Source organism: Massilia sp. NP310 (genome assembly GCF_019443485.1).
Lineage (GTDB): Bacteria > Pseudomonadota > Gammaproteobacteria > Burkholderiales > Burkholderiaceae_D > Telluria > Telluria timonae.
This window is the reverse complement of record NZ_CP080379.1, coordinates 4,944,727-4,971,090: the sequence shown is the minus strand read 5'-3', so window position 1 is coordinate 4,971,090 and position 26,364 is coordinate 4,944,727. Positions and strand designations below refer to the sequence as shown.

The 26,364-nt window shown below is 66.5% G+C and carries 26 protein-coding genes and 1 tRNA gene; 17 read left to right on the top strand and 10 right to left on the bottom strand.

The genetic code is table 11. The features are described from left to right. The first annotated feature begins 74 nt into the window (after positions 1 to 74). The 3 genes from KY496_RS21905 to uvsE all read left to right on the top strand — a co-directional run bounded on the left by KY496_RS21905 (position 75) and on the right by uvsE (position 2,868). Positions 75 to 659: a lipocalin family protein gene (locus tag KY496_RS21905; RefSeq protein WP_005671502.1), complete on the top strand. Its 585-nt coding sequence runs from the start codon at positions 75 to 77 to the stop codon at positions 657 to 659. Between the two features lie 218 nt (positions 660 to 877). After that, positions 878 to 1,813, top strand: a complete 936-nt coding sequence (locus KY496_RS21900) for a CAP domain-containing protein (RefSeq protein ID WP_229410046.1) — start codon at positions 878 to 880, stop codon at positions 1,811 to 1,813. A 146-nt stretch (positions 1,814 to 1,959) separates the two neighbouring features. After that, on the top strand, positions 1,960 to 2,868 hold the full coding sequence (uvsE, locus tag KY496_RS21895) for a UV DNA damage repair endonuclease UvsE (protein ID WP_071363679.1): 909 nt from the start codon (positions 1,960 to 1,962) through the stop codon (positions 2,866 to 2,868). Here the strand turns inward: uvsE and KY496_RS21890 are convergent. The 3 genes from KY496_RS21890 to ssuE are packed head-to-tail and all read right to left on the bottom strand — an operon-like array spanning position 2,848 to position 5,339. After that, the gene (locus tag KY496_RS21890) at positions 2,848 to 3,558 is read right to left on the bottom strand and encodes an alpha/beta fold hydrolase (protein WP_229520336.1); all 711 of its coding nucleotides are present in this window, start codon (positions 3,556 to 3,558) and stop codon (positions 2,848 to 2,850) included. The two genes, uvsE and KY496_RS21890, sit on opposite strands and share 21 nt — an antisense overlap. Positions 3,559 to 3,618: 60 nt before the next feature. After that, entirely contained in the window at positions 3,619 to 4,791 is a 1,173-nt protein-coding gene (gene ssuD, locus KY496_RS21885) for an FMNH2-dependent alkanesulfonate monooxygenase (protein WP_071360519.1), read from the bottom strand. Beyond that, the gene (ssuE, locus tag KY496_RS21880) at positions 4,788 to 5,339 is read right to left on the bottom strand and encodes an NADPH-dependent FMN reductase (protein ID WP_071360520.1); all 552 of its coding nucleotides are present in this window, start codon (positions 5,337 to 5,339) and stop codon (positions 4,788 to 4,790) included. The genes ssuD and ssuE overlap by 4 nt, the downstream gene beginning before the upstream one ends. Positions 5,340 to 5,532: 193 nt before the next feature. On the opposite strand from ssuE, the gene KY496_RS21875 reads away from it, so the two are divergent. From KY496_RS21875 to KY496_RS21840, 8 genes are read left to right on the top strand one after another with little or no spacing between them, the layout of a single operon-like run. Beyond that, positions 5,533 to 6,747, top strand: a complete 1,215-nt coding sequence (locus tag KY496_RS21875) for an acyl-CoA dehydrogenase family protein (protein WP_219862445.1) — start codon at positions 5,533 to 5,535, stop codon at positions 6,745 to 6,747. 5 nt (positions 6,748 to 6,752) lie between these two features. Continuing rightward, the gene (locus tag KY496_RS21870; RefSeq protein WP_219862443.1) at positions 6,753 to 7,568 is read left to right on the top strand and encodes a methionine ABC transporter ATP-binding protein; all 816 of its coding nucleotides are present in this window, start codon (positions 6,753 to 6,755) and stop codon (positions 7,566 to 7,568) included. Next, complete coding sequence (locus tag KY496_RS21865) at positions 7,561 to 8,223, top strand: methionine ABC transporter permease (protein WP_005671517.1); 663 nt, start codon at positions 7,561 to 7,563, stop codon at positions 8,221 to 8,223. The genes KY496_RS21870 and KY496_RS21865 overlap by 8 nt, the downstream gene beginning before the upstream one ends. 33 nt (positions 8,224 to 8,256) lie before the next feature. After that, entirely contained in the window at positions 8,257 to 9,102 is an 846-nt protein-coding gene (locus KY496_RS21860) for a MetQ/NlpA family ABC transporter substrate-binding protein (RefSeq protein ID WP_219862441.1), read from the top strand. Continuing rightward, the gene (locus tag KY496_RS21855; protein WP_219862440.1) at positions 9,102 to 10,493 is read left to right on the top strand and encodes an LLM class flavin-dependent oxidoreductase; all 1,392 of its coding nucleotides are present in this window, start codon (positions 9,102 to 9,104) and stop codon (positions 10,491 to 10,493) included. The genes KY496_RS21860 and KY496_RS21855 overlap by 1 nt, the downstream gene beginning before the upstream one ends. A gap of 20 nt (positions 10,494 to 10,513) precedes the next feature. Beyond that, on the top strand, positions 10,514 to 11,485 hold the full coding sequence (locus KY496_RS21850) for an aliphatic sulfonate ABC transporter substrate-binding protein (protein WP_219862438.1): 972 nt from the start codon (positions 10,514 to 10,516) through the stop codon (positions 11,483 to 11,485). A 1-nt stretch (position 11,486) separates the two neighbouring features. Continuing rightward, positions 11,487 to 12,308: an ABC transporter permease gene (locus tag KY496_RS21845; RefSeq protein ID WP_219862436.1), complete on the top strand. Its 822-nt coding sequence runs from the start codon at positions 11,487 to 11,489 to the stop codon at positions 12,306 to 12,308. Next, on the top strand, positions 12,305 to 13,033 hold the full coding sequence (locus KY496_RS21840) for an ABC transporter ATP-binding protein (RefSeq protein ID WP_219862434.1): 729 nt from the start codon (positions 12,305 to 12,307) through the stop codon (positions 13,031 to 13,033). Before KY496_RS21845 ends, KY496_RS21840 begins: the two co-directional genes overlap by 4 nt. A gap of 9 nt (positions 13,034 to 13,042) precedes the next feature. On the opposite strand, the gene epsC is transcribed toward KY496_RS21840, so the two are convergent. Continuing rightward, a complete protein-coding gene (gene epsC / locus KY496_RS21835) occupies positions 13,043 to 13,975 on the bottom strand; it encodes a serine O-acetyltransferase EpsC (RefSeq protein WP_219862432.1) in 933 nt (310 codons plus the stop codon). 165 nt (positions 13,976 to 14,140) lie between these two features. On the opposite strand from epsC, the gene KY496_RS21830 reads away from it, so the two are divergent. Further along, positions 14,141 to 14,626 carry an acyl-CoA thioesterase gene (locus tag KY496_RS21830; protein WP_005671532.1) on the top strand — a complete coding sequence of 162 codons (486 nt, stop codon included), beginning with the start codon at positions 14,141 to 14,143 and terminating at the stop codon, positions 14,624 to 14,626. 58 nt (positions 14,627 to 14,684) lie between these two features. Further along, a tRNA-Phe gene (locus tag KY496_RS21825) sits at positions 14,685 to 14,760 on the top strand. A 112-nt stretch (positions 14,761 to 14,872) separates the two neighbouring features. On the opposite strand, the gene KY496_RS21820 is transcribed toward KY496_RS21825, so the two are convergent. The 5 genes from KY496_RS21820 to KY496_RS21800 form a co-directional block, all read right to left on the bottom strand. Continuing rightward, positions 14,873 to 16,447: an AbgT family transporter gene (locus tag KY496_RS21820; protein ID WP_219862430.1), complete on the bottom strand. Its 1,575-nt coding sequence runs from the start codon at positions 16,445 to 16,447 to the stop codon at positions 14,873 to 14,875. 213 nt (positions 16,448 to 16,660) lie between these two features. Next, positions 16,661 to 17,056 (bottom strand): hypothetical protein, encoded by a 396-nt coding sequence (locus KY496_RS21815; RefSeq protein WP_169331307.1) that lies wholly within the window; start codon positions 17,054 to 17,056, stop codon positions 16,661 to 16,663. Between the two features lie 149 nt (positions 17,057 to 17,205). Then, positions 17,206 to 18,105 (bottom strand): hypothetical protein, encoded by a 900-nt coding sequence (locus KY496_RS21810; RefSeq protein WP_005662949.1) that lies wholly within the window; start codon positions 18,103 to 18,105, stop codon positions 17,206 to 17,208. A gap of 56 nt (positions 18,106 to 18,161) precedes the next feature. Then, entirely contained in the window at positions 18,162 to 18,749 is a 588-nt protein-coding gene (locus tag KY496_RS21805) for a TerD family protein (protein WP_005662951.1), read from the bottom strand. A gap of 27 nt (positions 18,750 to 18,776) precedes the next feature. Continuing rightward, entirely contained in the window at positions 18,777 to 19,901 is a 1,125-nt protein-coding gene (locus tag KY496_RS21800) for a toxic anion resistance protein (protein ID WP_219862428.1), read from the bottom strand. A 147-nt stretch (positions 19,902 to 20,048) separates the two neighbouring features. On the opposite strand from KY496_RS21800, the gene KY496_RS21795 reads away from it, so the two are divergent. Beyond that, a complete protein-coding gene (locus KY496_RS21795; protein ID WP_219862426.1) occupies positions 20,049 to 21,854 on the top strand; it encodes a DUF885 family protein in 1,806 nt (601 codons plus the stop codon). Between the two features lie 7 nt (positions 21,855 to 21,861). On the opposite strand, the gene KY496_RS21790 is transcribed toward KY496_RS21795, so the two are convergent. Then, positions 21,862 to 23,292 (bottom strand): PKD domain-containing protein, encoded by a 1,431-nt coding sequence (locus KY496_RS21790; RefSeq protein ID WP_219862425.1) that lies wholly within the window; start codon positions 23,290 to 23,292, stop codon positions 21,862 to 21,864. Between the two features lie 337 nt (positions 23,293 to 23,629). Here KY496_RS21790 and KY496_RS21785 point away from each other — a divergent pair, with 337 nt between their 5' ends. The 3 genes from KY496_RS21785 to KY496_RS21775 all read left to right on the top strand — a co-directional run bounded on the left by KY496_RS21785 (position 23,630) and on the right by KY496_RS21775 (position 26,330). Beyond that, positions 23,630 to 24,967: an FAD-binding oxidoreductase gene (locus tag KY496_RS21785; protein ID WP_219862423.1), complete on the top strand. Its 1,338-nt coding sequence runs from the start codon at positions 23,630 to 23,632 to the stop codon at positions 24,965 to 24,967. 392 nt (positions 24,968 to 25,359) lie between these two features. Beyond that, entirely contained in the window at positions 25,360 to 25,860 is a 501-nt protein-coding gene (locus KY496_RS21780) for a type VI secretion system amidase effector protein Tae4 (protein WP_081589827.1), read from the top strand. Then, entirely contained in the window at positions 25,857 to 26,330 is a 474-nt protein-coding gene (locus KY496_RS21775) for a type VI secretion system amidase immunity protein Tai4 (RefSeq protein WP_071360538.1), read from the top strand. The genes KY496_RS21780 and KY496_RS21775 overlap by 4 nt, the downstream gene beginning before the upstream one ends. Positions 26,331 to 26,364: the final 34 nt, after the last annotated feature.

Genomic DNA, 26,364 nt, shown 5'->3' with positions numbered 1-26,364 from the left:
CGGATGTAAATCATGCGACACAGCAATCCCATTGTCACTTATGCTAGGAGCCCGAATATTTACAAGAGGTTCCGATGAACGCCAAGCCTTCGTTCTTCGCGTCGTGCGCCGCCCTGGTCCTGTCCGCCCTGTGCGCCGTTCCGGCGCTGGCAGCGGACAGCGCCCGGCCGTTGCAGCCGATCGAATCGCTCGTGGTGCCGCGCTATATGGGCGTCTGGTACGAGATCGCAAAACTCCCCAACGATTTCCAGAAAAAATGCGTCGGTGACACCACCGCCACCTACACCCTGGGCGAGGATGGACGGGTGCAAGTCGTCAATCGCTGCCGCACCGCCGAGGGCAAGTTCGACGTGGCCGACGGCGTGGCGCGCCAGCTCGGCGGCGCCACCTCGCCCAAGCTCAAGGTGCGTTTCGCGCCGGCGATCCTGTCCTTCATCCCGATGGTGTGGGGAGATTACTGGGTCATCGACCTCGACGAGAAATACCAATTGTCCGCGGTGAGCGAACCCAAGCGCGAATACCTGTGGATCCTGTCGCGCACACCGCAGGTCGAACCGGCCGACTACGACGCCCTGCTCACACGCCTCACGGCCCAGGGACTGGATGTGTCCAGGCTGGTGCGCACCCCGCAAACCCAGTTGCAGCAGCCCGGGCAATAATAAGTCCGGAAGCGCCATCCGGTCATTCCCGCCACAGCCCCGAACGGCCCGGCAAGCCTGGAAATCCAGGCAGCCGTCCCCATCTTCAACAGCAGCAGGAGTCGCAAACGACGCCGAGATCCGGCCGGCGTTTGCGCCATCCAAATCCTTGCCGCCCAGGCAATATCCTTAGCCATGCACCGGCCTCGCCGGCTGCCGTGCCGTCCTTGAAGAGTTCGATGTCCGGTCCGATGCCCTTCCTCGCATTCCGCCTTGCCCTTCCGACCTGGATCGCCGTGGCCGCGCTCCTGCCGGCGCCGCCTGCCGCACAGGCCGCCGCCTCATTTGCTTCAGCCTCTGTTTCCGCCTCCGCTCCCGCCAACGGCGGCGATCCGCTGGCGGCGCTGGTCAACGCCTACCGCGCCGATCCCGGCGCCTGCGACGGCCATCCCGCCGCGCCGGCTAACGCGCTCGATCCGCAACCGGCCCTGGCCCAGGTACGCATCGGCGCCGGCACCTTCATCGAATCCGCACTCGAACGCGCCGGTTACGCCGCCGCGCAGGCACAGGCGGTCTACGTCACCGGCCCCGAGGATGCGCAGGCCGCCATGACCGTGCTGGCGCAAAAATACTGCAAGGTACTGCTGAGCGACCGTTTCTCGGCGGTCGGCAGCTATCGCGAGGGTGCGACCTGGACCGTCGTGCTGGCACAACCGGCGCCGCCGCTGCCCTCGGCCACCTATCCCGACTGGCGCGAAGCCGGGCACGCGATCCTGGATGAAGTCAATGCTGCGCGCGCCAGTGCCCGTTCCTGCGGCAAGCAAGCGTTCCCGGCGGCGCCGCCCCTGAGCTGGAACCCCGCGCTGGGCGACGCCGCACTGGCCCATAGCCGCGACATGGCCACGGGACGCTACTTCAGCCACCGCGGCAGGGATGGCAGCCAAGCCGCCGAGCGCGCCCTGCGCGCCGGCTACAGCTGGCGCCGGGTGGGTGAAAACATTGCCTTTGGCCAGCGCTCGCCGCGCGAAGCCGTCGAAGGCTGGCTCGACAGCCCCGGACATTGCGCCAACATCATGAACCGCGCTTTCACCGAGATGGGCGCCGCCTATGGCGTCACGCCCGAGCGGCAGACCGGCGTCATCTACTGGACCCAGGTGTTCGGCGCATCGCGTTAAGCGCCGCAGCCACCGGGCCGGCCCATGCCTGCCCCGCCTTCGACCCGGATTGCGCGCCGAGCCGTGCCGCCCCCACAAGCTGCTTCAGATAGACTTCCCCTCAACATCAACCTCCCGTGCGCGCCTCGCTGCGCCGCCCTTTCCACATGCTCCAGTCCGCCCCGCAACCACGACTCGGCCTCGTCTGCATCACCGTTTCCAAGGACGTGCGCTACCGCGCGCTCACGCGCAAGCGCCTGCTCGAGCATTCGGAAGATGGCCAACGCCGCTTGCTGGAAGACATTTATCGCGACAATATCCAGACCCTGGACAATGCGCTGCGTTACTGCGAGCGCGAAGGCATCGCCCTCTACCGCATGCCCTCGTCGATCTTCCCGTTCTCGGATACGCCGTTCGGGCTGGACGTCCTGCAACAGTTCAAGGAAACCCTCGGCCGCTCGGGCCGGCGCGCGATCGAGCGCGGCATCCGCCTGGTGATGCATCCCGACCAGTTCGTGGTGCTCAGTTCGGACTCGGAAGACGTCGTGGCCAACAGCGTCAAGATCTTGCAGATGCACGCCGACATCATGGATTTGCTGGACCAGCCGCGTTCGCCCTGGGCGCTGCTGGAAATCCATGGCGGCAAGGCCGACCGCGAAGACAAGCTGGTCGCGCGCATTGCCGAACTGCCGGACGCGATCCGCTGCCGCATCGGCCTGGAGAATGACGAATACGCCTACAGCGCCGACGAGATCCACGCCGTGTGCGTGCGCGCCGGCGTGCCGATGGTGTTCGACGCCCACCACCACATCGTCCACGAAAAGCTGGACAGCTACGAGCATCCGAGCGTGGCCGAGATGGTGGCCAGGGCGCGCGCCACCTGGCCCGAGCCGGCCCACCAGCTGGTGCACATCTCGAACGGCCGCGAAGGCTTCAACGACCGCCAGCATTCCGACCTGATCGCGACGATGCCCTCGTCCTACCTCGCCGCGCCGTACATCGAGATCGAGGCCAAGCTCAAGGAAGAGGCGATCCGCGGCCTGGATGGCTGGTGTTCAAGGTTCGCGACGACGTAGGGGCGGCAGCGCTTCCAACCACGGCACGATCACGTCGCACAATGCCTGCGGCGCCTCCAGCGGAATCATGTGTCCGCTGTCCTCGACCAGCGCGAACTGCGCCCCCGCGATGCCCGCATGCAGCTCCTGCGCTTCTTCCAGGCTGCGCAGGCGGTCGTGCCCCGCCGCGACCACCAGGGTCGGACAGCGGATCTCGCCCAGCAGATGCAGGTCGCCCGGCCGCTCGACCATCGACTGGTTGCGAAACGCCACGCCGCCCAGCCGCACGCCCATCGTGCGCACGCGCTCGATCAGCGCCTCGTTGTCCACCTCGCGCGGATGCAGCGAGCTGGCGATGGCGGTGCGGCTCAGCCCCGCGAACGAGACGGACGGCGCCGCTCGCGCCACCGTGCGCTTGCCCTGGCGCACGGCGTCGGAATCGGGCCGGGTCGAAGTGGCGATCTGCACCAGCGCGCGCACGCGTCCGGGCGCCTGGCGCACCATCTCGCGCGCGACATAGCCGCCCATCGAGAAGCCGATCAGGATGAAGGACGGCGGCGCCTCGGCCAATGCGCGGCGCGCCAGGTCCTCGAGGGTGGAATCATGACGCAGGTCGGCATGCGCCAGCGGGCCGAAGGGGGCCAGCCGGTCGCGCATGTCGTCCCACAGCGTCTCATCAAGCATGTAGCCTGGAACCAGCAGGATAGTCATCGCGCCATCATAGCAAAGCGCGCTGACGGCGCGGGGTCAGGCCAACCTTCAGGCTACCTTTCAGGCAGCCTTCTTGGGCAGGATGTCGCTCGCCATCATCTCGCCGAACGGGCCGGTGATCGACTGCTCCCCCTGCTCCGTTCCTTTCCCCAGCAGCGGGAACACCAGTTCGGCGAAGCGGTACGATTCTTCCAGGTGCGGATAGCCCGACAGGATGAAGGTCTCGATGCCCAGATCCGCATACTCGCGCATGCGCGCCGCCACCGTCTCGGGGTCGCCCACCAGCGCCGTCCCCGCCCCGCCGCGCACCAGGCCCACGCCGGCCCACAGATTGGGCGCGACTTCGAGCTGATCGCGCCGCCCGCCATGCAGGGCCGCCATGCGGCGCTGGCCGACCGAATCCATCTTCGCGAACGCGGCCTGGGCCTTTGCGATGGTGTCGTCGTCCAGGTGGCTGATCAACTCGTCGGCCGCGCGCCAGGCTTCTTCATTGGTCTCGCGCACGATCACATGCAGGCGGATGCCGAATTTCAGCGTGCGGCCGTGCTTCGCGGCCCGTGCGCGGATGTCGGCCAGCTTCTCGGCCACCGCCGCCGGCGGTTCGCCCCAGGTCAGGTAGACGTCCATCTGCTCGGCGGCCAGTTCGTGGGCCGGCTCGGACGAGCCGCCGAAGTACAGCGGCGGGTACGGTTTCTGCACCGCCGGATACAAGGTCTTGGCGCCTTTGACCTGGATGTGCTTGCCCTCGAAGTCATAGCCTGCCGCTCCGCCCTCGCCCGCCATGCTGGCGCGCCAGACCTTGAAGAATTCGCGCGAGATCTCGTAGCGCTTGGTGTGATCGGCATACAGGCCGTCGGCTTCGAGCTCGCCCTGGTCGCCGCCGGTGACGACGTTGATCAGCAGGCGCCCGTTCGACAGGCGGTCGAAGGTGGAGGCCATGCGCACCGCCAGCCCGGGCGTCGACAGGCCGGGACGGATCGCGACCAGGAATTTCAGCCTGGTGGTGGCGTTGATCAGCGACGAGGCAACAATCCAGGCGTCCTCGCAGGAGCGCCCGGTCGGCAGCAGCACGCCGTCGTAGCCGAGGGTATCGGCGGCGACCGCGACCTGCTTCAGGTAATCGGCGTTGACCGGGCGCGCGCCCTTGGTGGTGCCGAGATAGCGGCTGTCGCCGTGGGTGGGGATGAACCAGAAGATGTTGGGAGTCGACACGGTAAGTCCTCGGTGATTCATGCTGCGGCGGCGGTCTGCGCGCGCGCCTGGAGTTCGGCGTCCAGCTGTTCGATACCCTCGGCGACACGATCGGCGATCGGGCCCGCCAGGCGCGTGCCGCGCTCGCTGTCCCAGGCGATCTGCTCGGACGTGGCATAGATGCTGGACAGGATGGCGCGCGCCGACATCGAGGCCAGCACCGGGCGCAGCGCATAGTCGAGCGCCAGCAGGTGCGACTGGCTGCCGCCGGTCGCCAGCGGCAGCACGACCTTGCCGCGCAGGCCGTCCTGCGGCAGCAGGTCGAGGAACAACTTGAGCATGCCGGTGTAGGCCGCCTTGTAGATCGGCGTGGCCACCACCAGCGCGTCGGCCTGGGCCACCAGCGCCAGCGCGCGCGCCAGCTCCGGGTCATGCGCATCCATGCGCAGCAGGGCGGGACCGGGCAGTTCGCGCACCTCGAGGCGCGTCGTGCGCCAGCCGTGGACGGCGAGTTTTTCTCCGACGTGCTGCAACAGGCGGCTGCAGGACGACTGCGACGACGGGCTACCGCCCAGCAAGATGACGCTCATGGTGAGTTCCAGTTCTGACAACGATCGCCACAGCGTACGCCGCGCGCACGCTCGACCCAACGAATCGTTTCGCTCATCGATATGCGTTTGCCGTTTTAACTTTTCGCGCATATTCATGGCCGGATTTCTTCGTTCACGCGGCGCCGGCTCGGGAGGCAAGATGGCAGCTCACCCAATACCGGCACACAGCCCCATGTCTTCCATCCTGCAGCAATTGCGTCCACAAGACGACCACGCTACCGCGGCCAGATCCGGTCCGCTGGCCATCGCCGCCGACCTGGCCGAGCGCCTGGCCGCCACCGCCGTCGAACGCGACCGCGCCGGCGGCCACCCGAAGCACGAGCGCGAACTGATCCGCGATTCAGGCCTGCTCACGCTGTCGATCCCCGTTGAATTCGGCGGCCAGGGCGCCGACTGGGCCACCGTGATGGCGGCCGTGCGCATCCTGGCCAAGGCCGACAGCGCGCTGGCCCACCTGTTCGGCTTCCATCACCTGCAGCTGGCCGGCGTCCAGCTCTACGGCACCGAGCTGCAGCAGCGCAGCCTGCTCACCGCCACCGTGCGCCAGAAGCTGTTCTGGGGGAACGCCCTGAACCCGCTCGACAAGCGCACCCGCGCCACCGCCTCGCCGGCCGGCTACATCCTCGACGGCGTCAAGAGTTTTTCGTCGGGCTCGGTGGGCTCCGACTGGCTGACGGTGTCCGCCTGGGACAACGACGCCGACGCCGCCCTGATCGCCGTGGTGCCGACCGAGCAGGCCGGCGTGCACGTGGAAGCCGACTGGGACGCCTTCGGCCAGCGCCAGACCGACAGCGGCAACGTCCATTTCGAGAAGGTCTACCTGCCGACCGCGCTGGTGCTGCAGGCCCCTGGCCAGGCGCCCACCGCCCGCTCCACCCTGCGCTCCCAGGTGGCCCAGCTGATCATGGCCAATCTGTATCTCGGCATCGCGCAGGGCGCCTTCGACGCCGCGCGCGATTACACGCTCGAACAGGCGCGGCCCTGGTTCGCCTCCGGCGTGGACGATGCGATCGACGATCCCTTCACCCAGCACCGCTATGGCCAGCTGTGGCTGACCGTGCGTCCCGCCGCGCTGCTGGCCGACGAGGCCGCGCGCCAGCTCGACGCCGCCATCGGCAAGGGCGACGCCGTGACGGCGCGCGAACGCGGCGTCGTCGCGATCGCTGTGGCCGAAGCCAAGGTGCTGGCCCACCGCGCCGCGATCGAGATCAGCAACCAGATGTTCGAACTGCTCGGCGCGCGCGCCACGTCAAGCCGCTTCGGTTTCGACCGCTTCTGGCGCAACGCGCGCGTGCACACCCTGCACGACCCGGTCGACTACAAGCTGCGCGACCTCGGGCGCTACGCGCTCAGCGGCCGCGTGCCCGATCCAACGCCCTATTCCTGACCGACATGACAGCTTCCGTCCCAGTCATCCGCGTCGAGCGCGCCAGCAAGGCTTTCCCGCTGCCGGAAGGCGGCCGCTTCGACGCCGTGCGCGAAATCTCGCTCGACGTCCTGCCGGGCGAGATCTTCGGCCTGGTCGGCCGCAGCGGCGCCGGCAAGTCGACCCTGCTGCGCCTGATGAATCTGCTGGAAAAGCCCGACAGCGGCAGCATCACGGTTGCCGGCCAGGAGCTGACCGCCCTCGGCGCGCGTGAGCTGCGCGAGGCACGGCGCCGCATCGGCATGATCTACCAGCACTTCAACCTGCTCGCCAACGCCACCGTGTTCGAGAACGTGGCCTTCCCGCTGCGCATCCACGGCGCGATGAACGCGCCGCGCCTGAAGGCGCGCGTGGCCGAATGCCTGGAGCTGGTCGGATTGCAGGGCAAGGCCGGCAGCTATCCGGCGCGTCTATCGGGCGGCCAGAAGCAGCGGGTGGCGATCGCACGCGCCCTGGCCAGTTACCCCACGGTGCTGCTGTGCGACGAGCCGACGTCGGCGCTCGACCCGGACACCACGCGCAGCGTGCTCGATACGCTGCGCGACATCAACGCGCGCCTGGGCGTGACGATCGTCATCGTCAGCCACGAACTGCAGGCGCTGGGCAGCCTGTGCCAGCGCGCCGCCGTGGTCGAGGACGGCCGCATCGCCGAACTGTTCGACTTGCGCGACCACAGCGTGCCGCGCAAGACCTCGCTCGGCCGCGAACTGGTCTACCACGCCGCCGAAGCCCATGCCGCCGAAGTCCATGCCGGCCGTCCGCCAGGAGAGCTGCATGCTTGAAAAATTCCTGCTCGTCGCGCCCGAGCTGTGGCGCGCCTTCGGCGAAACCCTGCTCATGCTCGGCATCGGCCTCTCGGCCGCAGTGCTGCTGGGCGGTCCGCTCGGCGTGATCCTGTTCCTCAACGGCTCGGGCGAACCAGGTCGTGGCCGCAGCATCGGGAAAGTGCTGGGATGGCTGGTGAACACCGTGCGCTCCTTCCCCTTCATCATCCTGATGGTGGCCCTGGTGCCGTTCACGCGCATCGTCGCCGGCACCTCGATCGGCCCGCTGGCCGCCAGCGTGCCGCTGTCCTGCGCCGCCATCCCCTATTTCGCGCGCCTGGTCGAACAGCAGCTGCACGAAGTGCCGCGCGGCGTGATCGAGGCCGCCGAAGCGATGGGCGCCACGCGCCTGCAGATCGTCACCCGGGTGCTGCTGCTGGAGGCTCGGTCCGGCCTGGTGCTGGCGCTGACCGTGTTGGCCATCAGCTTCCTGTCGTATTCGGCGGTGGCCGGCGTGGTGGGCGGCGGCGGCATCGGCGACCTGGCCATCCGCTACGGCTACTACCGCTTCGAGACCGACGTCATGGTGATCACGGTCGCGATCCTGATCGCCATGGTGCAGCTGATCCAGTTCGGCGGCGGACGCATCGCGCGCCGCCTGGACAAGCGCTGAACCGTTCATGAAAAGAGAAACGGAAGGAATCCCATGAACCTGAACCGCCGCATCCTGCTCGCCAGCCCGCTGATCCTGGCGATCGTCCTTGCCGTCGCCACCAATGCGCAGGCGAAGGACCCGAAGGAAATCGTCATCGGCACCAGCGCCGGGCCGTATGCCGACCAGGTCAGGCTGGGCATCAAGCCCATCCTCGAGAAACAGGGCTACAAGGTGCGCATCGTCGAATTCAACGACTACATCCAGCCCAACTTCGCGCTGGCCGAGGGCGCGCTCGACGCCAACGTGTTCCAGCACGTGACTTATCTGGACCGCTTCAAGGCCCAGCACAAGCTGCAGCTTTCCGAACTGGTGAAAGTGCCGACCGCGCCGATCGCGATCTACAGCCGCCGCCACAAGAGCCTCGACGCCGTGAAAAGCGGCAGCACCGTGGCGCTGCCGAACGACCCCACCAACCAGGCGCGCGCACTGGTCATGCTCGATCAGCTGGGATGGATCAAGCTGAGGCCCGGCTTTGATCCGATCCGCGCCTCGGAACGCGACGTGGCCGCCAATCCGAAGGGCGTCAAGCTGCTGCCGCTGGAGGCGGCCCAGCTGCCGCGCTCCCTGCAGGACGCCGACTACGCCTTCGTCAACGGCAACTACGCGCTGGCCTCCGGACTGAAGCTGCGCGACGCGCTGCGCACCGAGAAGATCTCGCCGGCCTACGCCAACCTGGTAGCGGTGAGGACGCTCGACCGCGACAAGCCTTTCGCGCGCGACCTGGCCGCTGCGTACAAGTCGCGCGCCTTCCTGGACGTCACCAACAGGCATTTCGCCGACTACGCCAAGACCGACTACCAGCTGGCGCTGCAATCGCCTGCCGGAGGAGCCAGGTAATGGCGCGCCGCATCCGCTTCAACGCCTTCCAGATGAATACCCCGAGCCACCAGTCGCCCGGGCTGTGGACCCATCCGAGGAGCGACAGCGAGCGTTACCTGACGCCCGGCTACTGGGTCGAGCTGGCGCAGCTGCTGGAGCACGGCGGCTTCGACGCCATCTTCCTCGCCGACGTGCTGGGCGTGTACGACGTCTACCGCAAGGGACCGGAAGCCGCGCTGCGCCACGGCGTGCAGGTGCCGCTGAACGACCCACTAGCCCTGGCGCCGCTGATCGCCCACGCCACCACGCGCCTCGGGATCGGCGTCACCGCCGCCCTGACCTACGAACACCCGTACACCTTCGCGCGCCGCATGTCGACGCTCGACCACCTGAGCGGGGGCCGGATCGGCTGGAACATCGTCACCGGCTACCTCGACAGCGCCGCGCGCAACCTGGGCCTGGGCCAGCAGCTCGGCCACGACGAGCGCTACGACCTGGCCGACGAATACATGGAGGTCGTCTATAAACTGTGGGAGCGCAGCTGGGAAGACGGCGCGGTGAAGCGCGACAAGGAACGCACTATTTACACCGACCCGGCCAGGGTGCATCCGATCCGGCACAAGGGCCGCTACTACGAAGTGCCGGGCTTTCACCTGTGCGAGCCGTCGCCGCAGCGCACGCCCTTCCTGTACCAGGCCGGCGCCTCGCCGCGCGGCGCCCGTTTCGCCGCGCGCCATGCCGAAGCCACCTTCATCAGCGGTCCGAGCAAGGCGGTGGTGAAACGCGGCGTCGACGCCGTGCGCGCCGCCGCGCGCGCCGAAGGCCGCGATCCGGATGCGCTGCTGGTGTACGCCCAGGCCCTCGTCGTCACCGGCGCCACCGAAGCAGAGGCGCAGGCGCGGCTGGAGGAATACCGGCGCCACGTGGACGTCGAGGCCGCGCTCACCCTGCTGTCCGGCTGGACCGGCGTCGACTTCGCGCGCCACCACCTGGACGACACCATCGAGTACATCGACACCGACGCCGGCCGCTCGGCCCTGGCCTCGCTCAGCGCCGCCGACCCGGGCCGCGACTGGACCGTGCGCGAAGCCGCCGAGTTCATGGGCCTGGGCGGACGCGGCCCCATCATCGTGGGCGACCCGCGCCAGGTGGCCGACCAGCTCGAGTCCTGGATCGACGACATCGGCGCCGACGGCTTCAACCTCGCCTTCGCGCTGCCGCTGGAAGACATGACGCTGGTGGTCGAGCACATCGTGCCCGAACTCGTGCGACGCGGCCGCTACGACGCCGCCCCACGCGGCGGCACGCTGCGCGGGCAGCTGCTCGGCCAGGGCCCGCGCCTGGCGCCCGGCCATCCGGGCAGCCGGGTCGAGATCGCATCCCCGCTGTCTGGCATCCAGGCAGCTTGAACCACCACAAAAGGACCATCATGAAACGAAGAAGCCTGTTGCAACTGGCCGCCAGCGGCGCCGCCCTCGCCGCCTTGCCAGCACGCGCCGCTACCTTATCGGAACTGCGCCTCGACTACGCCCACTATTCGCCCACCAGCCTGGTGCTGCGCCACTTCGGCTGGCTCGAAGAAGAATTCAAGGCCGACGGCACCCGCATCAAGTGGGTGTTCAGCGCCGGCAGCAACCGCGCGCTCGAGTACCTGAACGCGAACAGCATCGACATCGGCTCGAGCGCCGGCCTGGCGGCCCTGCTGGCCCGCGCCAACGGCAATCCGATCCGCACGCCCTACCTGTTCTCGCGGCCCGAGTGGACGGCGCTGGTGGTGCCGAAGAACTCCCCCATCCGCAGCCTCGCCGACCTGAAGGGCAAGAAGGTGGCTGCGACCAAGGGCACCGATCCCTATCTGTTCCTGCTGCGCGCCCTGCAGACCGTGGGCCTGAAGCGCAGCGACATCGAACACGTCAGCCTGCAGCACGCGGACGGCCGGGCGGCGCTGGAACAGGGCCGCGTGGATGCCTGGGCCGGCCTCGATCCGCACATGGCGGCGGCCGAACTGGAAGGCGGCGCGCGCCTGCTGTACCGTAACGTCGGCTTCAATACCTATGGCTTCCTGAACGTGCGCGAAGATTTCCTGTCCACCCGTGCGAACGAGACCGCGCGCGTGATCAGGGCCTACGAGCGCGCCCGCGCCTGGACCCGCGCCAACCCATCCGAAGCGGCCAAGATCCTATCTACCGAGGCCAAGGTGCCGCTGCCGGTCGCGCTGCTGCAGGTCAAGCTGCGCTCGGACTTCAGCAACGCCCAGCCGACCGCCGAACACCTGCGCGCGCTGCAGCTGGCGGCGCCGATCCTGCGCGACGAGGCGCTGGTGCGCCCCGGCACCGACCTGGACAAGGCGATCGCCGGCCTGGTCGACACCGGTTTCGCGCGCCAGCTCACCAGGGCCTGACATGGAACGGCAGGCCATCACCCTGGAAGCGCCTCCGCCATCACGGCGCGCATGGCGCCGCCTCGGCTTCCCTCTGGGCTTGCTGCTGCCGGCGCTGGCCCTGATCGGCGCGGAAGCCGGCGTGCGCGCCGGCCTGGTGCCGGCCAACCTGCTGCCGCCGCCGAGCGCCATCCTCGAATCCCTGTCCTGGCTGCTGGAAAACGGCCTGGCGGGCCACGTCGGCGCCAGCACGCTGCGGGTGGCGGCCGGCTTCGCCGCCGGCGCCCTGCTGGCGCTGCCGCTCGGCGCGCTGGTGGCCCTGAACCGGCGCGCGGAAAGCCTGCTCGACCCCAGCTTCCAGGCGCTGCGCGCGATTCCCTCGCTGGCCTGGGTGCCGCTGCTGCTGCTCTGGTTCGGCATCGACGAGGCGCCCAAGATCATCCTGATCGCGATCGGCGCCTTCTTCCCGGTGTACATGGGCGTGGTGGCCGGCATCCGCGGCGTCGACCGCGGCCTGACCGAGGTCGGTTTGCTGTATCGCCTGTCTCCCCTGGCGCTGGCGCGCCGGGTATTGCTGCCGGCGGCGCTGCCCTCGGTGCTGACCGGCCTGCGCAACGGCCTGAGCCTGGCGTGGATGTTCATGGTGGCGGCCGAGCTGATCGCCGCCAGCCGCGGCCTGGGTTATCTGCTGACCGACGGCCGCGAATCGAGCCGCGCCGACATCATGCTGGCGGCGATCGTGCTACTGGCCCTGCTGGGCAAGGCCAGCGACAGCGCGATGCAGGCGTTGGAACGGCGCTGGCTGGCCTGGCGCGACAGCTATGTGGAAAGGACGGCGCGATGAGTTTTCTCGAGATCGCCATCGATGACAAGCGCCACGGCGCCCGCACCGTGCTGCGCGGCCTGCGCCTGGGGCTGGACCAGGGCGAGATCGTCAGCCTGGTCGGCGCCAGCGGCTGCGGCAAGAGCACCTTGTTGTCGATCGTAGCGGGACTGGACAGCGCCTACCGCGGCGCGGTGCGCCTCGACGGCCGCCAGTTGACGGGGCCGGATGCCGACGTCGGCCTGGTGTTCCAGGCGCCGCGCCTGTTCCCGTGGCTGACCGTGGCGCAGAACGTCGTCTTCGGCGGACACGCGCGGCCGAACCTGGAGCGCGCCCATGCCCTGCTGGAGGAAGTCGGCCTGAAGGGATATGGCGAGGCGCTGCCCAAGCAGCTGTCGGGCGGCCAGGCCCAGCGCGCGGCCATCGCGCGCGGCCTGTATCTGGAGCCGCACGTGCTGCTGCTGGACGAACCGTTTTCGGCGGTCGATGCCTTCACCCGCATGCGCCTGCAAGACCTGCTGGCGCATGCGGCGCGCCAGCGCGGCCTGACCGTGCTGCTGGTGACCCACGATATCGATGAAGCGATCTATCTGAGCGACCGCGTGGTGCTGATGGATGGCGTGCCCGGCCCGGTGCGCGCCGAGTTCACGAACGACGCGCCATGGCCGCGCGAGCGCGCCAAGCTGGCGCTGTCGCCGTTGAAACCGGCGATCCTCGACAGCCTGCACGCGGTGCACGCCATTTAGACGCTCGACTCAGGTGTTACGCATCTGCGCCTGCGACACATTGCTGCCTGGCGGGACGCTCTGGGTCAGCCAGACGTTGCCGCCGATGGTCGAACCGGCGCCGATCGTGATGCGGCCCAGGATGGTGGCGCCGGCATAGATGACGACGTCGTCCTCGACGATCGGATGGCGCGGCGTGCCCTTGACCAGGGCGCCGCTCTCGTCGACCGGGAAGCGCTTGGCGCCGAGCGTGACGGCCTGGTACAGGCGCACGCGCTCGCCCAGGATCGCGGTTTCGCCGATGACGACGCCGGTGCCGTGGTCGATGAAGAAGCTGCCGCCGATCTGCGCGCCGGGGTGGATGTCGATGCCGGTCAGCGAGTGGCCGATGTCAGCCGTGACCCGCGCCAGGAACGGCACGCCGAGGCGGGTGAGGCAATGCGCGATGCGGTGGTAGAGGATGGCGATGGTGCCGGGATAGCACAACATGATCTCGGCCACCGAGGTGGCGGCCGGGTCGCCGGCCAGCGCGGCCTGCACGTCGGACACCAGCAGCGCGCGGATGGCGGGCAGGCTGGCGGCGAACTCGCGCGTGATGGCGCGGGCGCGCTCGGTCAGGACTGCGTCCGCGGTCTGGTCATGCTCGGAGGCGAACTCGGGTGAAAAGCGCAGCGCGCGCCGCACCTGCTCGGCCAGGCGGTCGAGCGCCACGTTGAGCGTGTCGGCGACGAAGTAGTCGATGCTCTCGTCGTTCAGGTCGGGCCGGCCATAATGCGTGGGGAACAGGGCGGCGGAGATGCCGTCCACGATCTGGCGCACGACTTCGCGTGACGGCAGTTCGCGCACCCTGCCCTGGTGCCGGATATTGTGGGTGGATTCGCGCGAGGTGCGCAATGCGTCGATGACGGGACCGAGGTGCCACTGCACCGATCCACCTTGATGGTGGGGAAATTCGCTGTTCATTCGCCGAGCCTATACGATTCGTTTTTCAATGACTACGATTTTATTGGTATGTCGATATGCGTGCTTTGACGCGCTCAAAAACGGTCCCTGCCAACGGCAGAACTTGCCGCGCGGCAGTTTCTAAGGCAACATCAAGCACTGATTTTCTTTTGTAATGACACGACCATGAACCTGCCATCCCACCAGCTCAGCATGACAGTGCTGATGACGCCCGACACCGCCAACTTCTCCGGCAACGTGCACGGCGGCACCATCCTGAAACTGCTCGACCAGGTCGCCTACGCCTGCGCCAGCCGCTACGCCGGCCGCTACGTGGTGACGATGAGCGTCGACCAGGTGACCTTCCGCCAGCCGATCCACGTGGGCGAGCTGGTGACCTTCCTGGCCGCGGTGAATTACACCGGGCGCAGCTCGATGGAAATCGGGATCAAGGTGATCGCCGAGGACATCCGCAGCAAGGTGGTGCGCCATGTGAACAGCTGCTTCTTCACGATGGTGGCGGTGGGCGACGACAAGAAGCCGGCGGCGATTCCGCCGCTGGAACCGTCGACGCCGGATGAACTGCGCCGCTTCGAGGAAGCCAAGGGCCGGCGCGAGTCGCGCCTGGCGCTGGAGCGGGACCACGCGCAGCGGATTTCGAGCAAGGGGTGACCGTCGTCGCGACCGGATTGTTTATCCGGCGCAAACGCTGCTATAATTGCGGCCTCTTGGCCTGGTAGCTCAGTTGGTAGAGCAGAGGATTGAAAATCCTTGTGTCGGTGGTTCGATTCCGCCCCGGGCCACCAAGATTCAAGACAAAGCCCACTCATCGAGTGGGCTTTGTCGTTTTCGATCTTCGTTCTGGGCTTCGGTCCGGGCTGCGTTCAGAGCGCCGCCGGAGCGGCGCCCCCCGGCCTGTCAACGCTCCGCCGGATAAGAATACGAAGAGCCAATCCCCAACGGCAGCTCCAACGCCCAGAAGGCAAGCAAGAACGCCGTCCACGTCACGATCAGGCTGATCGAATAAGGCAGCATCAGCGCGATCAGCGTGCCGATGCCCGTCGATTGCACATATTTCTTGCAGAAGACGATGATCAGCGGGAAATACGGCAGCAAGGGCGTGATGATGTTGGTCGAGGAATCGCCCACCCGGTACGCCGCCTGGGTCAGGTCCGGCGACACCCCGAGTTCCATCAGCATCGGCACCATCACCGCCGAGATCAGCGCCCATTTGGCGGACGCGGAACCGATGAACAGGTTGACCGTGGCCGTCAGGAGCACGATGCCTGCCAGCGTGACGCCCAGCGGGAAGGCCATTTCCCTGAGCCACAGCGCGCCCTTGAGCGCGATGAGGGCGCCCAGGTTCGACTGCCCGAAGGCGAAGATGAACTGCGCGCAAAAGAACGCCATGACGACGTAGTAACCCATGCCGCTCATGGCATGGCTCATGCCCTTGACGATGTCGCGGTGGTTCTTCGCGGTGCCGGCGACATAGCCGTAGACCACGCCGGGAATCAGGAAGAAGATGAAGATCAGCGCGACGATCGACTGCATCAGCGGCGCCGACGAATGCGTCAGCTCGCGCGTATCCGGCGCACGCCAGGCCGAACCTTCCGGCATCAGCGAGAGCAGCAGCAGGGCCAGGCTGGCGACCATCGCGATGCCGGCCCAGCGCAGGCCCTTGATCTCGTTCGGCTGCAGGGCGTCCATCTTGGGCAGGCCGGCGGGATCGGCGTCGACCGGCGAACTCTTGTTCAGCCGCGGCTCGATCACCTTGTCGGTCAGGAACCAGCCGACCAGGATCACGAGGAAGGTCGAGGCCGTCGTGAAATAGTAATTATTGAGCGGGTTGATGACGATCGATGCGGCGGCCGGGTCGGACGACAGGCGCGCGGCGACCTGGGTCAGGCCGGCCAGCAGCGGATCGAGGCTCGACGGCACGAAGAAGGTCGCGGAAAACCCGCCCGATACGCCGGCGAAGGCGGCCGCGATACCGGCCAGCGGATGGCGCCCGGCGGCGTAGAAGATGACCGCGCCCAGCGGAATGACCAGCACATAGCCGGCGTCGACGGCCACGTGGCTCAGGATGCCGACACCGATCAGGACGGGCGTCAGCAGGAACCGCGGCGTCACCGCCAAGATCTTGCGCAGCCCGGCGTTGATGAAGCCGGTGTATTCGGCCACGCCCAGCCCCAGCATCGCCACCAGCACGACGCCGAGCGGCGGGAAGGTGACGAAGGTATTGACCATCTTCGCCATGAAATCCGTCAGGGCGGCCGGCGCCAGCAGATTTTTGATCTCGATCGGCGCGCCGGTGCGCGGGTCGATGTCGTTGAAGACCAGGCCGGACATGGCCCAGGAGGTGGCCCACACCACGGCCAGCAGCAATGCGAACAGGATGGCCGGGTCGGGCAGCTTGTTGCCTGCCACCTCGATCCAGTTCAGGACACGGTTCAATCCGCGCGGCTTGGCGCCAGTTGCTTGTGCAGTCATCGTAGCCTTTGCTTAAAGGGGACTTTGAAATGGTCGATAACGCGCAGCAGCAAGCCTGTCAATACTTGGGCATTGCCTGCCAGCTGTTATCTACAAGACACATCAAGCCACATAGTACGCAGAAGCCGGGCTGTCGAAAAGCTTCTTGATGAGCAAACGTCCTAAGGAAGGATTACGACGCGAATTTCTCCATTTGGCCCGAAGCAATCGAACTCATTCTTTTCGCTCCCTGAATTCACCTTCAATAACCGTGTCATCGTTGCTCTCGGGACGCTTTTGCCCACCGAATGTGAATACAGACGAAGACATGCGATCGACAATCGCTCGCCGCAGCCATGGGTAAGCGACGACAAACGCCGTCGCGACACCTGCAAACAGTGCCGGCACGTAGTCGCCCCGCGCCACGAAGGTGAACAGGCACAGTGCAAGTATGCTCACGATGAGCGGTCGACGGACAGGCTTGGGCAAGAGGCCGACAATGCGCAACCTGCCCTCTTTTATCCAGGGAAGTCTCGCGAAAAGAACGCCGAGCAGCAGTCCTGCCGCGATCCGGCCCGTGCCGAGATAATCGGCCACTACCCCGATGACGAGAAAACCGGTGTAGGTCATCGTAGCGGCCAAGGCGGCCAACATGGATATCGCAACGGCGGCCGTCAGCTTCGGCCTGCCGATTGCTGCAGTGATGAGAAAACGTAGGATTTGTGTACTCCTGCAAATGGGCCTCGAGGCTATGGCAAATTCTAACAGCCGCACCTGTTTCAGGGCGGCCTCGAGCCTGCCCCGCGCTGCGCCTGCGCCATCTCCACGGCCGGCAAGGTCACGGTCAGGAACGACGACACCTGCCCGATCAAGTCCGCCGCCTGCTGCCGCACCTGCTTCATCTGCAGCACCGACAGCTCGGCCTGGCGCACGGCCTGCTGGATCAAGGTCCGGCGCTGCACGAGCGCATCGCGCAAGGCCGCATCCGGCGCGTCCTCGACGAGTGTCGACACCACGGCCAGCACCAGCAGGTGCAAGCCCAGTCCCTGCGCCGACGCTTCGAGGTTGCGCATGGCGACCTCGCTGTCGGTCATCAGCTGCAGGAGCTGCGTGCGCGCCGACGTCAGCACCGGCCTGTATTCGGCAGGCGACGTCGGTCGGCGAAACAGCCGGCCGAACATGCCCGGCGGCCCCTTGGTAGTGTCGAGAGCGGCTTCCAGCAGCGCCGGCACGCCCATCTGCGTGAATTTCACTACGAGTTCGGTGATGGGATGGAGCAGCGCCGCCTGCTCCATCAGCGGCCCCTCTGCCCACTCGGTGACCAGCGCCAGCCGCACCGGCAGGATGCGCCGAAACAGGGTGGCCAGGCGCTGCTCCGAATGCGCGAACAGATCCGGATAATCGGCGTGGACGGTGGCGAGCGCATCGCGCACCGCCGGATGGTCTTCGCTGTCGAACAGCGGCCGGGCCACGGTTTTCCTGGTCACGGCAGACGCAGCCGGAAGCGCAGGAACGTCGTCGAAGGACAGCGCCCTGGGCGGACCATTACGCTCAGGCGCCGCGGCTTCGTGCTCGTCGCCAAAATCGAAGGCCCGCGGCCCGGCCGGACGGTCGACCGGGTCCGACGGCGGCTCCGGCGCGTCACCGAAGTCGAATGCCTTGGGCGTCTGGTGTGTCATCGATCTACCTGGCGGCGCCAGCCATCAGCGCCTCGGAAGGATACGCACAACGCTGCTCAGACGGTGCCGCCGAGCTTGCGAATAAAGGTCGCCAGGTTCAGCTTGAAGCCCGCGCCGACGGCCTGGAAGCGCCACTCGCCATCCTTGCGATACAGCGAACCGAATTGCAGCGCGGTCTTGTCCGAGTAGTCTTCGTTCAGGTTGTATTCCGCGATCGTCTCGCCGGTGTCGTCGTTGTACACCTTCACGTAAGCGCCGGAGACGCTGCCGAAGTTCTGCTTGCGCGCCTCGGCCTCGTGGATGGTGACTACGATCGGCATTTCCATGACCGCCGCGTCGACCTTGGCCAGGTCGACGGTGATGACTTCGTCGTCACCATCCTTGTCGCCCGTGCGGTTGTCGCCCGAGTGCACCACCGCGCCATCGGGCGAGGTCGTGTGGTTGTAATAGACGAAGTGGGCGTTGCTGATCATGACCGGATGGTCGTCCGCGTCTTTCCGGCACAGGAACACCGACGAGTCGAGGTCGAAGGCATGGCCCGCGGCCGCATTGACCTTCCATCCGAGGCCGATCCGCACGCGCTTCAAGCCCGGTGCGGATTTTTCGAGGTTGATGCGGTGGCCGGTCTGGAGCGTCGTCGACATGAGCTTTCCTTGTAGGGTGAATTGAAATTAGGCCGCGCCTGGCGAGAACCTGGCGATCAGCTCCTGCTCCAGCGCCTGCAGCTTCGGCAGCTCGTCGCGGCGGCGCTGCTGGCCTTCGTTCGAGATCTGCTCGAGCTTGTCGAACGCGGTCACCAGTTGCGTCTGCACGTGCTGGGCGGTTTCGAGGCTGACGATCGAGCGCTGCTTGGCACGCGCGACCGTCTCGGTATTTTCCAGCAGCATATCGGCCTGGGCGCGGAAGGCCGCGTCGGTGGCGTCGTAGGCGGCGTTGGCGACCGCCGCGCTCTGCTTGGCTTCCAGCTGCAGCAGGTAGAGCGAGAACACGTTGCGCCAAGCCGGGATCGACACGTTGACGATGTCGGTGAAGGTGTCGGTCAAGGCGCGCGCGTTGTCTTGCGACAGGCGGATCTGCGGCACCATCTGCGTGGCCATCAGCATCGCGCGGCGCAGGTCGTCGATGCGCTTTTCGAGGCGCTCGAGACGGCGCCTGAGCTCCGTCGCCTGCTGCGCCTCGAAGGCATTGGCCGCCGCGGCTTGCTGCGCCACCGCCTGGCGCAGCCGGTCGGCCCAGGCTTCGCCCTTCTTCACGTCGGCGTCCAGGCCTTGATAATAAACCTCGAGGCCCTTGTACATCTCGTCGAAATCATGGATGCGCGCCCGGTGCACGTTGGCGTGGCGCGTCATCTCGGACACCAGCGTGTCCATGCGCGACTCGACCACCTGGTATTGCGACAGCATCTTTTCCTTGACCGAGCCGAACATGTTCGACACGCGCGACAGCAGGCCGCCCGACTTGAGCTTGGCCGGGTCCAGTCCCTTCGAGGTGGCGATCAGTTCGTTCAGCTGCGTGCCGAACACGTCCGCATCCGAGGCGCGTACCGTGCCCAGCAGCTTGGCCGACACCTTCGCCACACCCGGTCCCGCAGCGCTGCCCAGGGTTTCGATGGCCTTGTCGTCGATGCCGGTGAGGTCGACAGGGATCACCGGCTTTGTTTCCGCCTCCGGCCGCAACGCCGGCAGCGCGTCCGGCGTGAGGGCCGGATCCAGCAGGGGCGGCAGACCGGCGGCAGGCGTCACGGGGGTCGTCGACGCGGCCTTCGCTTCGTCGTCGGAGGAGAACAGCGGTTTCATGGAATCCCTCTGGGTTGGTATGACAACATCAATAGCTTACCACTGGACAATCGGGCTGCAAGGGTTTCTGCGCCGGGCATTCTGCCTGTTGTATTGCACCTGGGTCATCATGCTATTCTTGCATGGACCTGACCACCTAGAGAAGACATGACCCGCTCGCTCCCCCCTATTCTGTCCAATGCGCTGCGCACTGCGCTGTGCACCGTGCTGTGCGCCGCCCTCCCCGCTTTCGCCCAAGTCAAGACGCCGGCCACGCCGGAAAAGATGAACCAGTTATATAGCGACTACTGGGAAGACTACCTGCGCGAAAACCCGATCGCCGCCACCTTCAATGGCGACCATCGCTACAACGACCGCTTCGGCCCGACCTCGTCGGCCGAGAACCGCAAGCAGACCCGCGCGCTGGCCGAGAAATACCTCGCCAGCAGCGCCAAGTTCGATCCGGCGCCGCTGCCCTCGGAAGACCGCATCAGCTATGACCTGCTGCGCTACCGCCTGCAGCAAGACCTCGACAGCCTGCGCTTCCCGTCCGACCTGGTGCCGGTGGATCAGTTCTCGGGCCTGCATCTGCTGATGGCCCAGCTGGGTTCGGGCGCCTCCACGCAGCCGTTCCAGACCGTGCAGGACTACGAGAACTGGCTCAAGCGCGCTGCCGGCTACGCGCCGGCGGTCGACGACAGCATCGCCAATATGCGCGCCGGCATCCAGCAAGGCATCGTGATGCCGAAGGCGCTGATCCAGCGCGTGCTGCCGCAGCTCGAGAACGTCGGCAGCGACAACCTCGACACCAGCACCTATATGGGGCCGACCAAGAAATTCCCGGCGTCCTTCAGCGCCGCCGACAAGGCGCGCCTGACTGAGGCTTATGGAAAAATGGTGCGCGAACAACTGGCGCCAGCCAACCGCAAGCTGCTGGCCTTCATGAAGGACACCTACCTGCCGGCGGGCCGCGACACGGCCGGCATCGGATCTCTTCCCGGCGGCAAGGAATGGTATGCCTTCCTGGCGCGCCGCTCGACCACGACCGACCTGACGCCGGAACAGATCCACGAGATCGGCCTGCGCGAAGTCGCGCGCATCCGCGCCCAGTTCGAAGAAGCCAGGGTCAAGGTCGGCTTCAAGGGCACGCTGAAGGAATTCTTCGCTCACCTCAACACCGCGCCCGAGCTGCGCTTCAAATCGCGCGAAGAGATCCAGGCGGCCTACGAGGCGATGCGTCCGCGCGTCGAGGCCAAGGTCGACCAGCTGTTCGCGCGCGTGCCCAAGGCGCCGTTCGAGATCCGTCCGGTGGAAGCCTTCCGCGAAGTGAGCGCGGCCCCGGCCTCTTACCAGCGCGGCTCGGTCGACGGCAAGCGTCCCGGCGTGTTCTACTTCAACGCCTACAAGCCGGAGACCCGCACCAACTTCACGACCACCGCCTTCTTCCTGCACGAAGCCATTCCCGGCCACCACTTCGAGCGCAGCCTGGCGCAGGAAACCACCGGCCTGCCGGCCTTCCGCCGCTTCGGCGGCAGCACCGCCTTCTCGGAAGGCTGGGGCCTGTACAGCGAAATGCTGGGCCAGGAAATCGGCATGTACAACGATCCATGGCAGTGGGTGGGCCGCCTGACCGCCGAAATCTGGCGCGGCGTGCGCCTGGTGGTCGACACCGGCATCCACTCGAAAGGCTGGACGCGTGAACAGGCGATCGCCTACTTCATGGACAACGTGCCGCAGAACGAGGTGACGGCGGTGCAGGAAGTCGAACGCTATATCGCGATTCCCGGCCAGGCCCTCAGCTACAAGATCGGCGAACTGAAGCTGCGCGAACTGCGCGCACGCGCCGAAAAGACCCTGGGCAAGGACTTCGACCTGCGCGCCTTCCACAACGAAGTGCTGTCGCACGGCGCGGTGCCGCTCGACGTGCTCGAAGCGGCGACCGACCGCTGGATCGCGGCGCAAAAGAAGGGCTGACTCCCTCCTACTGCGCAGTCACCTCCACCTCCTGGCTGACCACGGTGCGACGGCCATCCCGGCCGACCACCGTGGCCGCCACCGTGTAGATTCCCGGCGCCGAAAAACTGTGGCTGGCGCGCGCGCTGGCCACGCCGCCGCGCTCTTCGATCCGTCGCGCCGCCCCGCCGCTGCCATCTCCCCATGACCAGTCCACGCCGCGCGTGCCGACCCGGTCGCCATCCACGAAGGACACCGACGCCTGCAGCGGCGCGCCGACTTCGACCGTGCGCGGCGCGACGAGCGGCCCGACCGTATGGCCGCTTTCATGTCCACGGTCCGGCCTGAGCAGCACCAGTCCGGCATTCGAGCTGGCCACGATCTCGCCGCGATCGTTGATCGCCATCGCGTGCTCGAGCACCAGCGTCGGCGGCACACGCCGCACGAGCCGGTTCAGGTCCAGCATGCCGCCGACGGCGCTCCAGACGAAGGCGCGCATGGCGCCGGCCTTGTCCTCGGCAAAGCCGACGATCTGGCCTTTCGCATTGACGCCGCGCGCGACCGAGGTCCTGCCGCCCAGTGTGCCGAGTTCGCGCATGCCGCCGCGCCGCGTCCACGACATCGCCCGCTGGCGCCCGTCGGCAAAGCCGATGCCGCCGGCGATGTGCAGGCCGGGCGTCATCGCATTGACCCAGGCCGTGGTGCCGCGGCCGATCCCGAGGTCGACCATGCCGGTGGCGCGCGTCCACAGGAAGGGACGGTCGCCGCCATCGTCCCAGGAAGCCAGGCGATTGCCCGCCACCTCGCCCCCGGCGCCCACGGCCACGGGCGACGATTCGACGCTGCCCAGCGTGTCGATGTCGACCAAGCCGCTACCGCGCGTCCAGGCGAACACGCGCGTGAACTCGTCGTCGATCGTGGTCACGCCGGCGATCAGGCCGGCGTCGTTGAGCACGCGACCGGAAGGTTGCTGGAAGGCGGGCGTGACGCCCAGGTCTTCCACCCCGCTACCAATGCTCCAGCGGAACGGACGCGCCGAGTCGCCGAACGAGCCGGTGACGACGCCGCGGTTGTTGATGGCCCAGCCATACGAACGGCCCCGGCCAGGCTCGGCGCGGATGTCGAGCATGCCGCCGCCCGCGCTCCAGACGAAAGCGTTCTCGACGCCGTGTTCGTTGAGCGAGGTGCCGGCGATCTGGCCGGCCTCGTTCAGGTCGTTCGCATACGTGATGCCGCCGCCCAGCGAGCCGATGTTCTTCACGGTTGCGCCGTCATGGAAGAAAGCCGAAGTGCGCCCGCCGTTCACCATCGAGAACGCCACCTGGCCGGCGGCGTTGATGTCGGGGTAGGTCGCGATGGTGCCGGGGCCGAGATTGATCACGCGGTAGCTCGTGCGCTGCGCGCCGTGTCTGCCGTCCGCCTCGCCGGACGACGACTGCGCAAGCACTGTCGCAGACATCCACATCGCGGCCAGTAGCAAAACCAGGCGGGGCAGCCTCCATATCGAGTTACCGGTCGGCACATCGTTTCCTCGAGCGATACGCATGCATGTCTCCGTTAAAGGTGGAACGTCGGGCCCGTCGCCATAAGTGGCGTTGGGGAGCGGCTCAATCATGCGTTGCACCTGAAGCGCACGGTATGTCGCATCTCGCACTTGTGCGGCCGTTTGTGCTGGGCCAATGCGATTCTCCAGTCCCTATTCCTGCACTCTATTTCCATCTCATGAGCTTGCGTCAACGCACTTCGCCTTCTTATGATGAAGCGAGACGTCGGACCAACCATCTGCGAGGTGCGTCATGGACACGCTGGCGAAGGGGCAATTCAATGAATTGAAGGGGCTGTTAAGAGGAGAACTTCTCGAGGCCAACGATGCGGGCTACGACGATGCCCGCGCCGTCTGGAATGCGATGATCGACCGGCGGCCGGCGCTCATCGTGCGCTGCGCCGGCACGGCCGACGTACGCGCGTCGCTGGCCTACGCGCGCGACCACCAGCTGCGGCTGGCCGTGCGTGGCGGCGGCCACAATATCGCCGGCAGCGCGCTGTGCGACGATGGACTGGTGATCGACCTGTCGCGCATGAAATCGGTGCAGGTCGATCCGGTGCGCCGCCGCGCCTGGGTGGAGGGCGGCGCCACCCTGCGCGACTTCGACCACGAAGCCCAGGCCTACGGCCTGGCGACGCCGCTGGGCATCAACTCCACCACCGGCGTGGCGGGCCTGACCCTGGGCGGCGGCTTCGGCTGGCTCAGCCGCACGCTGGGCCTGGCGGCCGACAATCTGCTATCGGCCGAAATCGTCACCGCCGACGCCGGGCGCCTGCAGGTGAGCGCGACGGAGCATCCCGACCTGTTCTGGGCCATCCGTGGCGGCGGCGGTAATTTTGGCGTGGTCACGCGCTTCGAATTCGCCTTGCATCCAGTCGGCCCGCAGATCACGGCCGGGCTGATCGTCTACCCGTTCGCCCAGGCCCAGTCGGTCTTGCAGCAATACCGCGATGCCGTCGCGACCATGGCCCCCGACCTCACGGTCTGGACGGTCCTGCGCAAGGCGCCCCCGCTGCCGTTCCTGCCCCCGCAAGTGCATGGCCAGGACGTGCTGGTGCTGCCGGTCTTTTCACCATCGCCGAGCGACGCCGTGGACGCCGCCATCGCACGCATCGCCAAGCTGGGCGAACCGCTGGGCATGCATGTCGGGCCGATGCCTTACGCGGCCTGGCAGCAGATCTTCGATCCGATGCTCACGCCAGGCGCACGCAACTACTGGAAATCGCATAATTTCACGCAACTGAGCGATGGGGCCCTCGACGTCGTTTTACGCTACGCCTCCGATCTGCCTACCCCGCAGTGCGAGATCTTCCTCGGCCTGCTGGGCGGCCAGGCCGGGGCGCCGCCGCCGCAGGCGACCGCCTATCCGCACCGCGACGCGTTGTACGTGATGAACGTGCACACGCGCTGGGAAGACCCGGCCGACGACGAACGCTGCATAGCCTGGGCACGCGCCTTCTTCGCGGATGCCACGCCGTATGCGAGCGGTGGCGTCTACGTCAACTTCATGCCGCAGGACGAAGGCGAGCGCACGTCCGATGCCTATGGCGCCAACTATGCGCGCCTGGCGCAGATCAAGGCGGCCTAGGATCCGGACAATCTGTTCCGTACCAATCAGAATATTCGGCCGGCGTCCGCTGCAGCTGCGGCCGGCTGACCGGCCGTGGCTTCGATGGCGTCGCGGATGCGGCGTCAGCGGCCGGAACTCGCCCGCCTTGTCCGCCTTGCTCATCGCAGCAGCGAGCCCGATCGTAAACGCTGATCAGGTCTTTGCACGTCTTAAGGAAAACCGCCCGACTATTGCGCTAGCGAAAGGCCAATGCCTATTTCTCGCGCGATGATGCACGACGTTGGGAACACACCTCACCGTTCGCTGTTTTCATTGCTTTGTGCTGCTGCTCTCGCGATGCACCGCGGCCTCGATCTTCCTGCGCGCGCTGTGATGACCCGGTACGACACAATTCAACAAGGACTACCGATATGACTCGACCGTCTTTTAGTGCTGCGTGGGCAGCTTCGCAGCGAATCTACGACCCTCTCAATCCCGGAGCCCGGGTGGCAGGGATCATAGGCGGCAACGTCAGGAAGAATATCGATAACCCGACTGCAGCGCAGCGATGGGAAAACACGTGTGCTGTACGCATGAGTTATATACTCAGCCAAGCTGGCATGGTCATTCCTGGCATCAAAGGACAGACTGTATCCGGCGCGGACGGGCGAAGATACTTCTTTCGAGTACGCGACCTGATCGGGTTCCTGACGCAGCGCTGGGGTAAAGCCGAAGTCGTGAAATATCCTGTCTCCGGTGGGGGCACACTTGCAGGCAAAACAGGCGTCATTCTGTTTGAAGTCTCGGGCTGGTCAAATGCGCAGGGGCATGCCACGCTTTTCGACGGTCGCTCCTGCTATGACCACTGTTATTTCAACGAACCCGAAGCGCGGTATCGCACGGATCGTGCAAATTTCTGGAGTTTGCCATGAGGTTGTCCCCCTTGCGACTGGCAGTGGTGGTGTTCACCATATTGTCGTTGCCAGCCCATGCTAGTACTCGCGATATCACATCCCCGCAAGCTGTAACCCGCACGCACGCGCAGAACTACAAGGACATGGTGCTGGCAACCTGTCTAACCCAGGCCTATCGGAATGACAATGGCGTGGCGAAGGATGCCGGAAGCAGCATCAGCGCGTTGCGCGACTGGACGTACTTCGATATGGATCAGAGTCCGGATGCAGTCAATTCCTTAGTGGAGAGTTACCTGGAACGGGATTATTCCAGTCCGCTGGTCGAATCGGAAGTCAAGGGAGTGCGATTCGATTTCTTGAAGTGCATGGACCTGTACCACAGCAAGGCGCTGGACGATCTGACGAAGCGATTGGTCATCCACCCGAAACGCATTTATGGGAAGGAACGTCCTTCGCGACGGCAGGCTCATGATGCTACAGCCAGATAGCACGTGGCTGGACTTTTCCAGAGCATAGCTTGTG

What these genes read in the sequence shown, in the direction of transcription:
- KY496_RS21905 (WP_005671502.1), top strand. Translation starts at nt 75, where the DNA reads ATGAACGCCAAGCCTTCGTTCTTCGCGTCGTGCGCCGCCCTGGTCCTG.
- KY496_RS21900 (WP_229410046.1), top strand. Translation starts at nt 878, where the DNA reads ATGTCCGGTCCGATGCCCTTCCTCGCATTCCGCCTTGCCCTTCCGACC.
- uvsE (WP_071363679.1), top strand. Translation starts at nt 1,960, where the DNA reads ATGCTCCAGTCCGCCCCGCAACCACGACTCGGCCTCGTCTGCATCACC.
- KY496_RS21890 (WP_229520336.1), bottom strand. Translation starts at nt 3,558, where the DNA reads ATGACTATCCTGCTGGTTCCAGGCTACATGCTTGATGAGACGCTGTGG.
- ssuD (WP_071360519.1), bottom strand. Translation starts at nt 4,791, where the DNA reads ATGAATCACCGAGGACTTACCGTGTCGACTCCCAACATCTTCTGGTTC.
- ssuE (WP_071360520.1), bottom strand. Translation starts at nt 5,339, where the DNA reads ATGAGCGTCATCTTGCTGGGCGGTAGCCCGTCGTCGCAGTCGTCCTGC.
- KY496_RS21875 (WP_219862445.1), top strand. Translation starts at nt 5,533, where the DNA reads ATGTCTTCCATCCTGCAGCAATTGCGTCCACAAGACGACCACGCTACC.
- KY496_RS21870 (WP_219862443.1), top strand. Translation starts at nt 6,753, where the DNA reads ATGACAGCTTCCGTCCCAGTCATCCGCGTCGAGCGCGCCAGCAAGGCT.
- KY496_RS21865 (WP_005671517.1), top strand. Translation starts at nt 7,561, where the DNA reads ATGCTTGAAAAATTCCTGCTCGTCGCGCCCGAGCTGTGGCGCGCCTTC.
- KY496_RS21860 (WP_219862441.1), top strand. Translation starts at nt 8,257, where the DNA reads ATGAACCTGAACCGCCGCATCCTGCTCGCCAGCCCGCTGATCCTGGCG.
- KY496_RS21855 (WP_219862440.1), top strand. Translation starts at nt 9,102, where the DNA reads ATGGCGCGCCGCATCCGCTTCAACGCCTTCCAGATGAATACCCCGAGC.
- KY496_RS21850 (WP_219862438.1), top strand. Translation starts at nt 10,514, where the DNA reads ATGAAACGAAGAAGCCTGTTGCAACTGGCCGCCAGCGGCGCCGCCCTC.
- KY496_RS21845 (WP_219862436.1), top strand. Translation starts at nt 11,487, where the DNA reads ATGGAACGGCAGGCCATCACCCTGGAAGCGCCTCCGCCATCACGGCGC.
- KY496_RS21840 (WP_219862434.1), top strand. Translation starts at nt 12,305, where the DNA reads ATGAGTTTTCTCGAGATCGCCATCGATGACAAGCGCCACGGCGCCCGC.
- epsC (WP_219862432.1), bottom strand. Translation starts at nt 13,975, where the DNA reads ATGAACAGCGAATTTCCCCACCATCAAGGTGGATCGGTGCAGTGGCAC.
- KY496_RS21830 (WP_005671532.1), top strand. Translation starts at nt 14,141, where the DNA reads ATGAACCTGCCATCCCACCAGCTCAGCATGACAGTGCTGATGACGCCC.
- KY496_RS21820 (WP_219862430.1), bottom strand. Translation starts at nt 16,447, where the DNA reads ATGACTGCACAAGCAACTGGCGCCAAGCCGCGCGGATTGAACCGTGTC.
- KY496_RS21815 (WP_169331307.1), bottom strand. Translation starts at nt 17,056, where the DNA reads ATGACCTACACCGGTTTTCTCGTCATCGGGGTAGTGGCCGATTATCTC.
- KY496_RS21810 (WP_005662949.1), bottom strand. Translation starts at nt 18,105, where the DNA reads ATGACACACCAGACGCCCAAGGCATTCGACTTCGGTGACGCGCCGGAG.
- KY496_RS21805 (WP_005662951.1), bottom strand. Translation starts at nt 18,749, where the DNA reads ATGTCGACGACGCTCCAGACCGGCCACCGCATCAACCTCGAAAAATCC.
- KY496_RS21800 (WP_219862428.1), bottom strand. Translation starts at nt 19,901, where the DNA reads ATGAAACCGCTGTTCTCCTCCGACGACGAAGCGAAGGCCGCGTCGACG.
- KY496_RS21795 (WP_219862426.1), top strand. Translation starts at nt 20,049, where the DNA reads ATGACCCGCTCGCTCCCCCCTATTCTGTCCAATGCGCTGCGCACTGCG.
- KY496_RS21790 (WP_219862425.1), bottom strand. Translation starts at nt 23,292, where the DNA reads ATGTCTGCGACAGTGCTTGCGCAGTCGTCGTCCGGCGAGGCGGACGGC.
- KY496_RS21785 (WP_219862423.1), top strand. Translation starts at nt 23,630, where the DNA reads ATGGACACGCTGGCGAAGGGGCAATTCAATGAATTGAAGGGGCTGTTA.
- KY496_RS21780 (WP_081589827.1), top strand. Translation starts at nt 25,360, where the DNA reads ATGACTCGACCGTCTTTTAGTGCTGCGTGGGCAGCTTCGCAGCGAATC.
- KY496_RS21775 (WP_071360538.1), top strand. Translation starts at nt 25,857, where the DNA reads ATGAGGTTGTCCCCCTTGCGACTGGCAGTGGTGGTGTTCACCATATTG.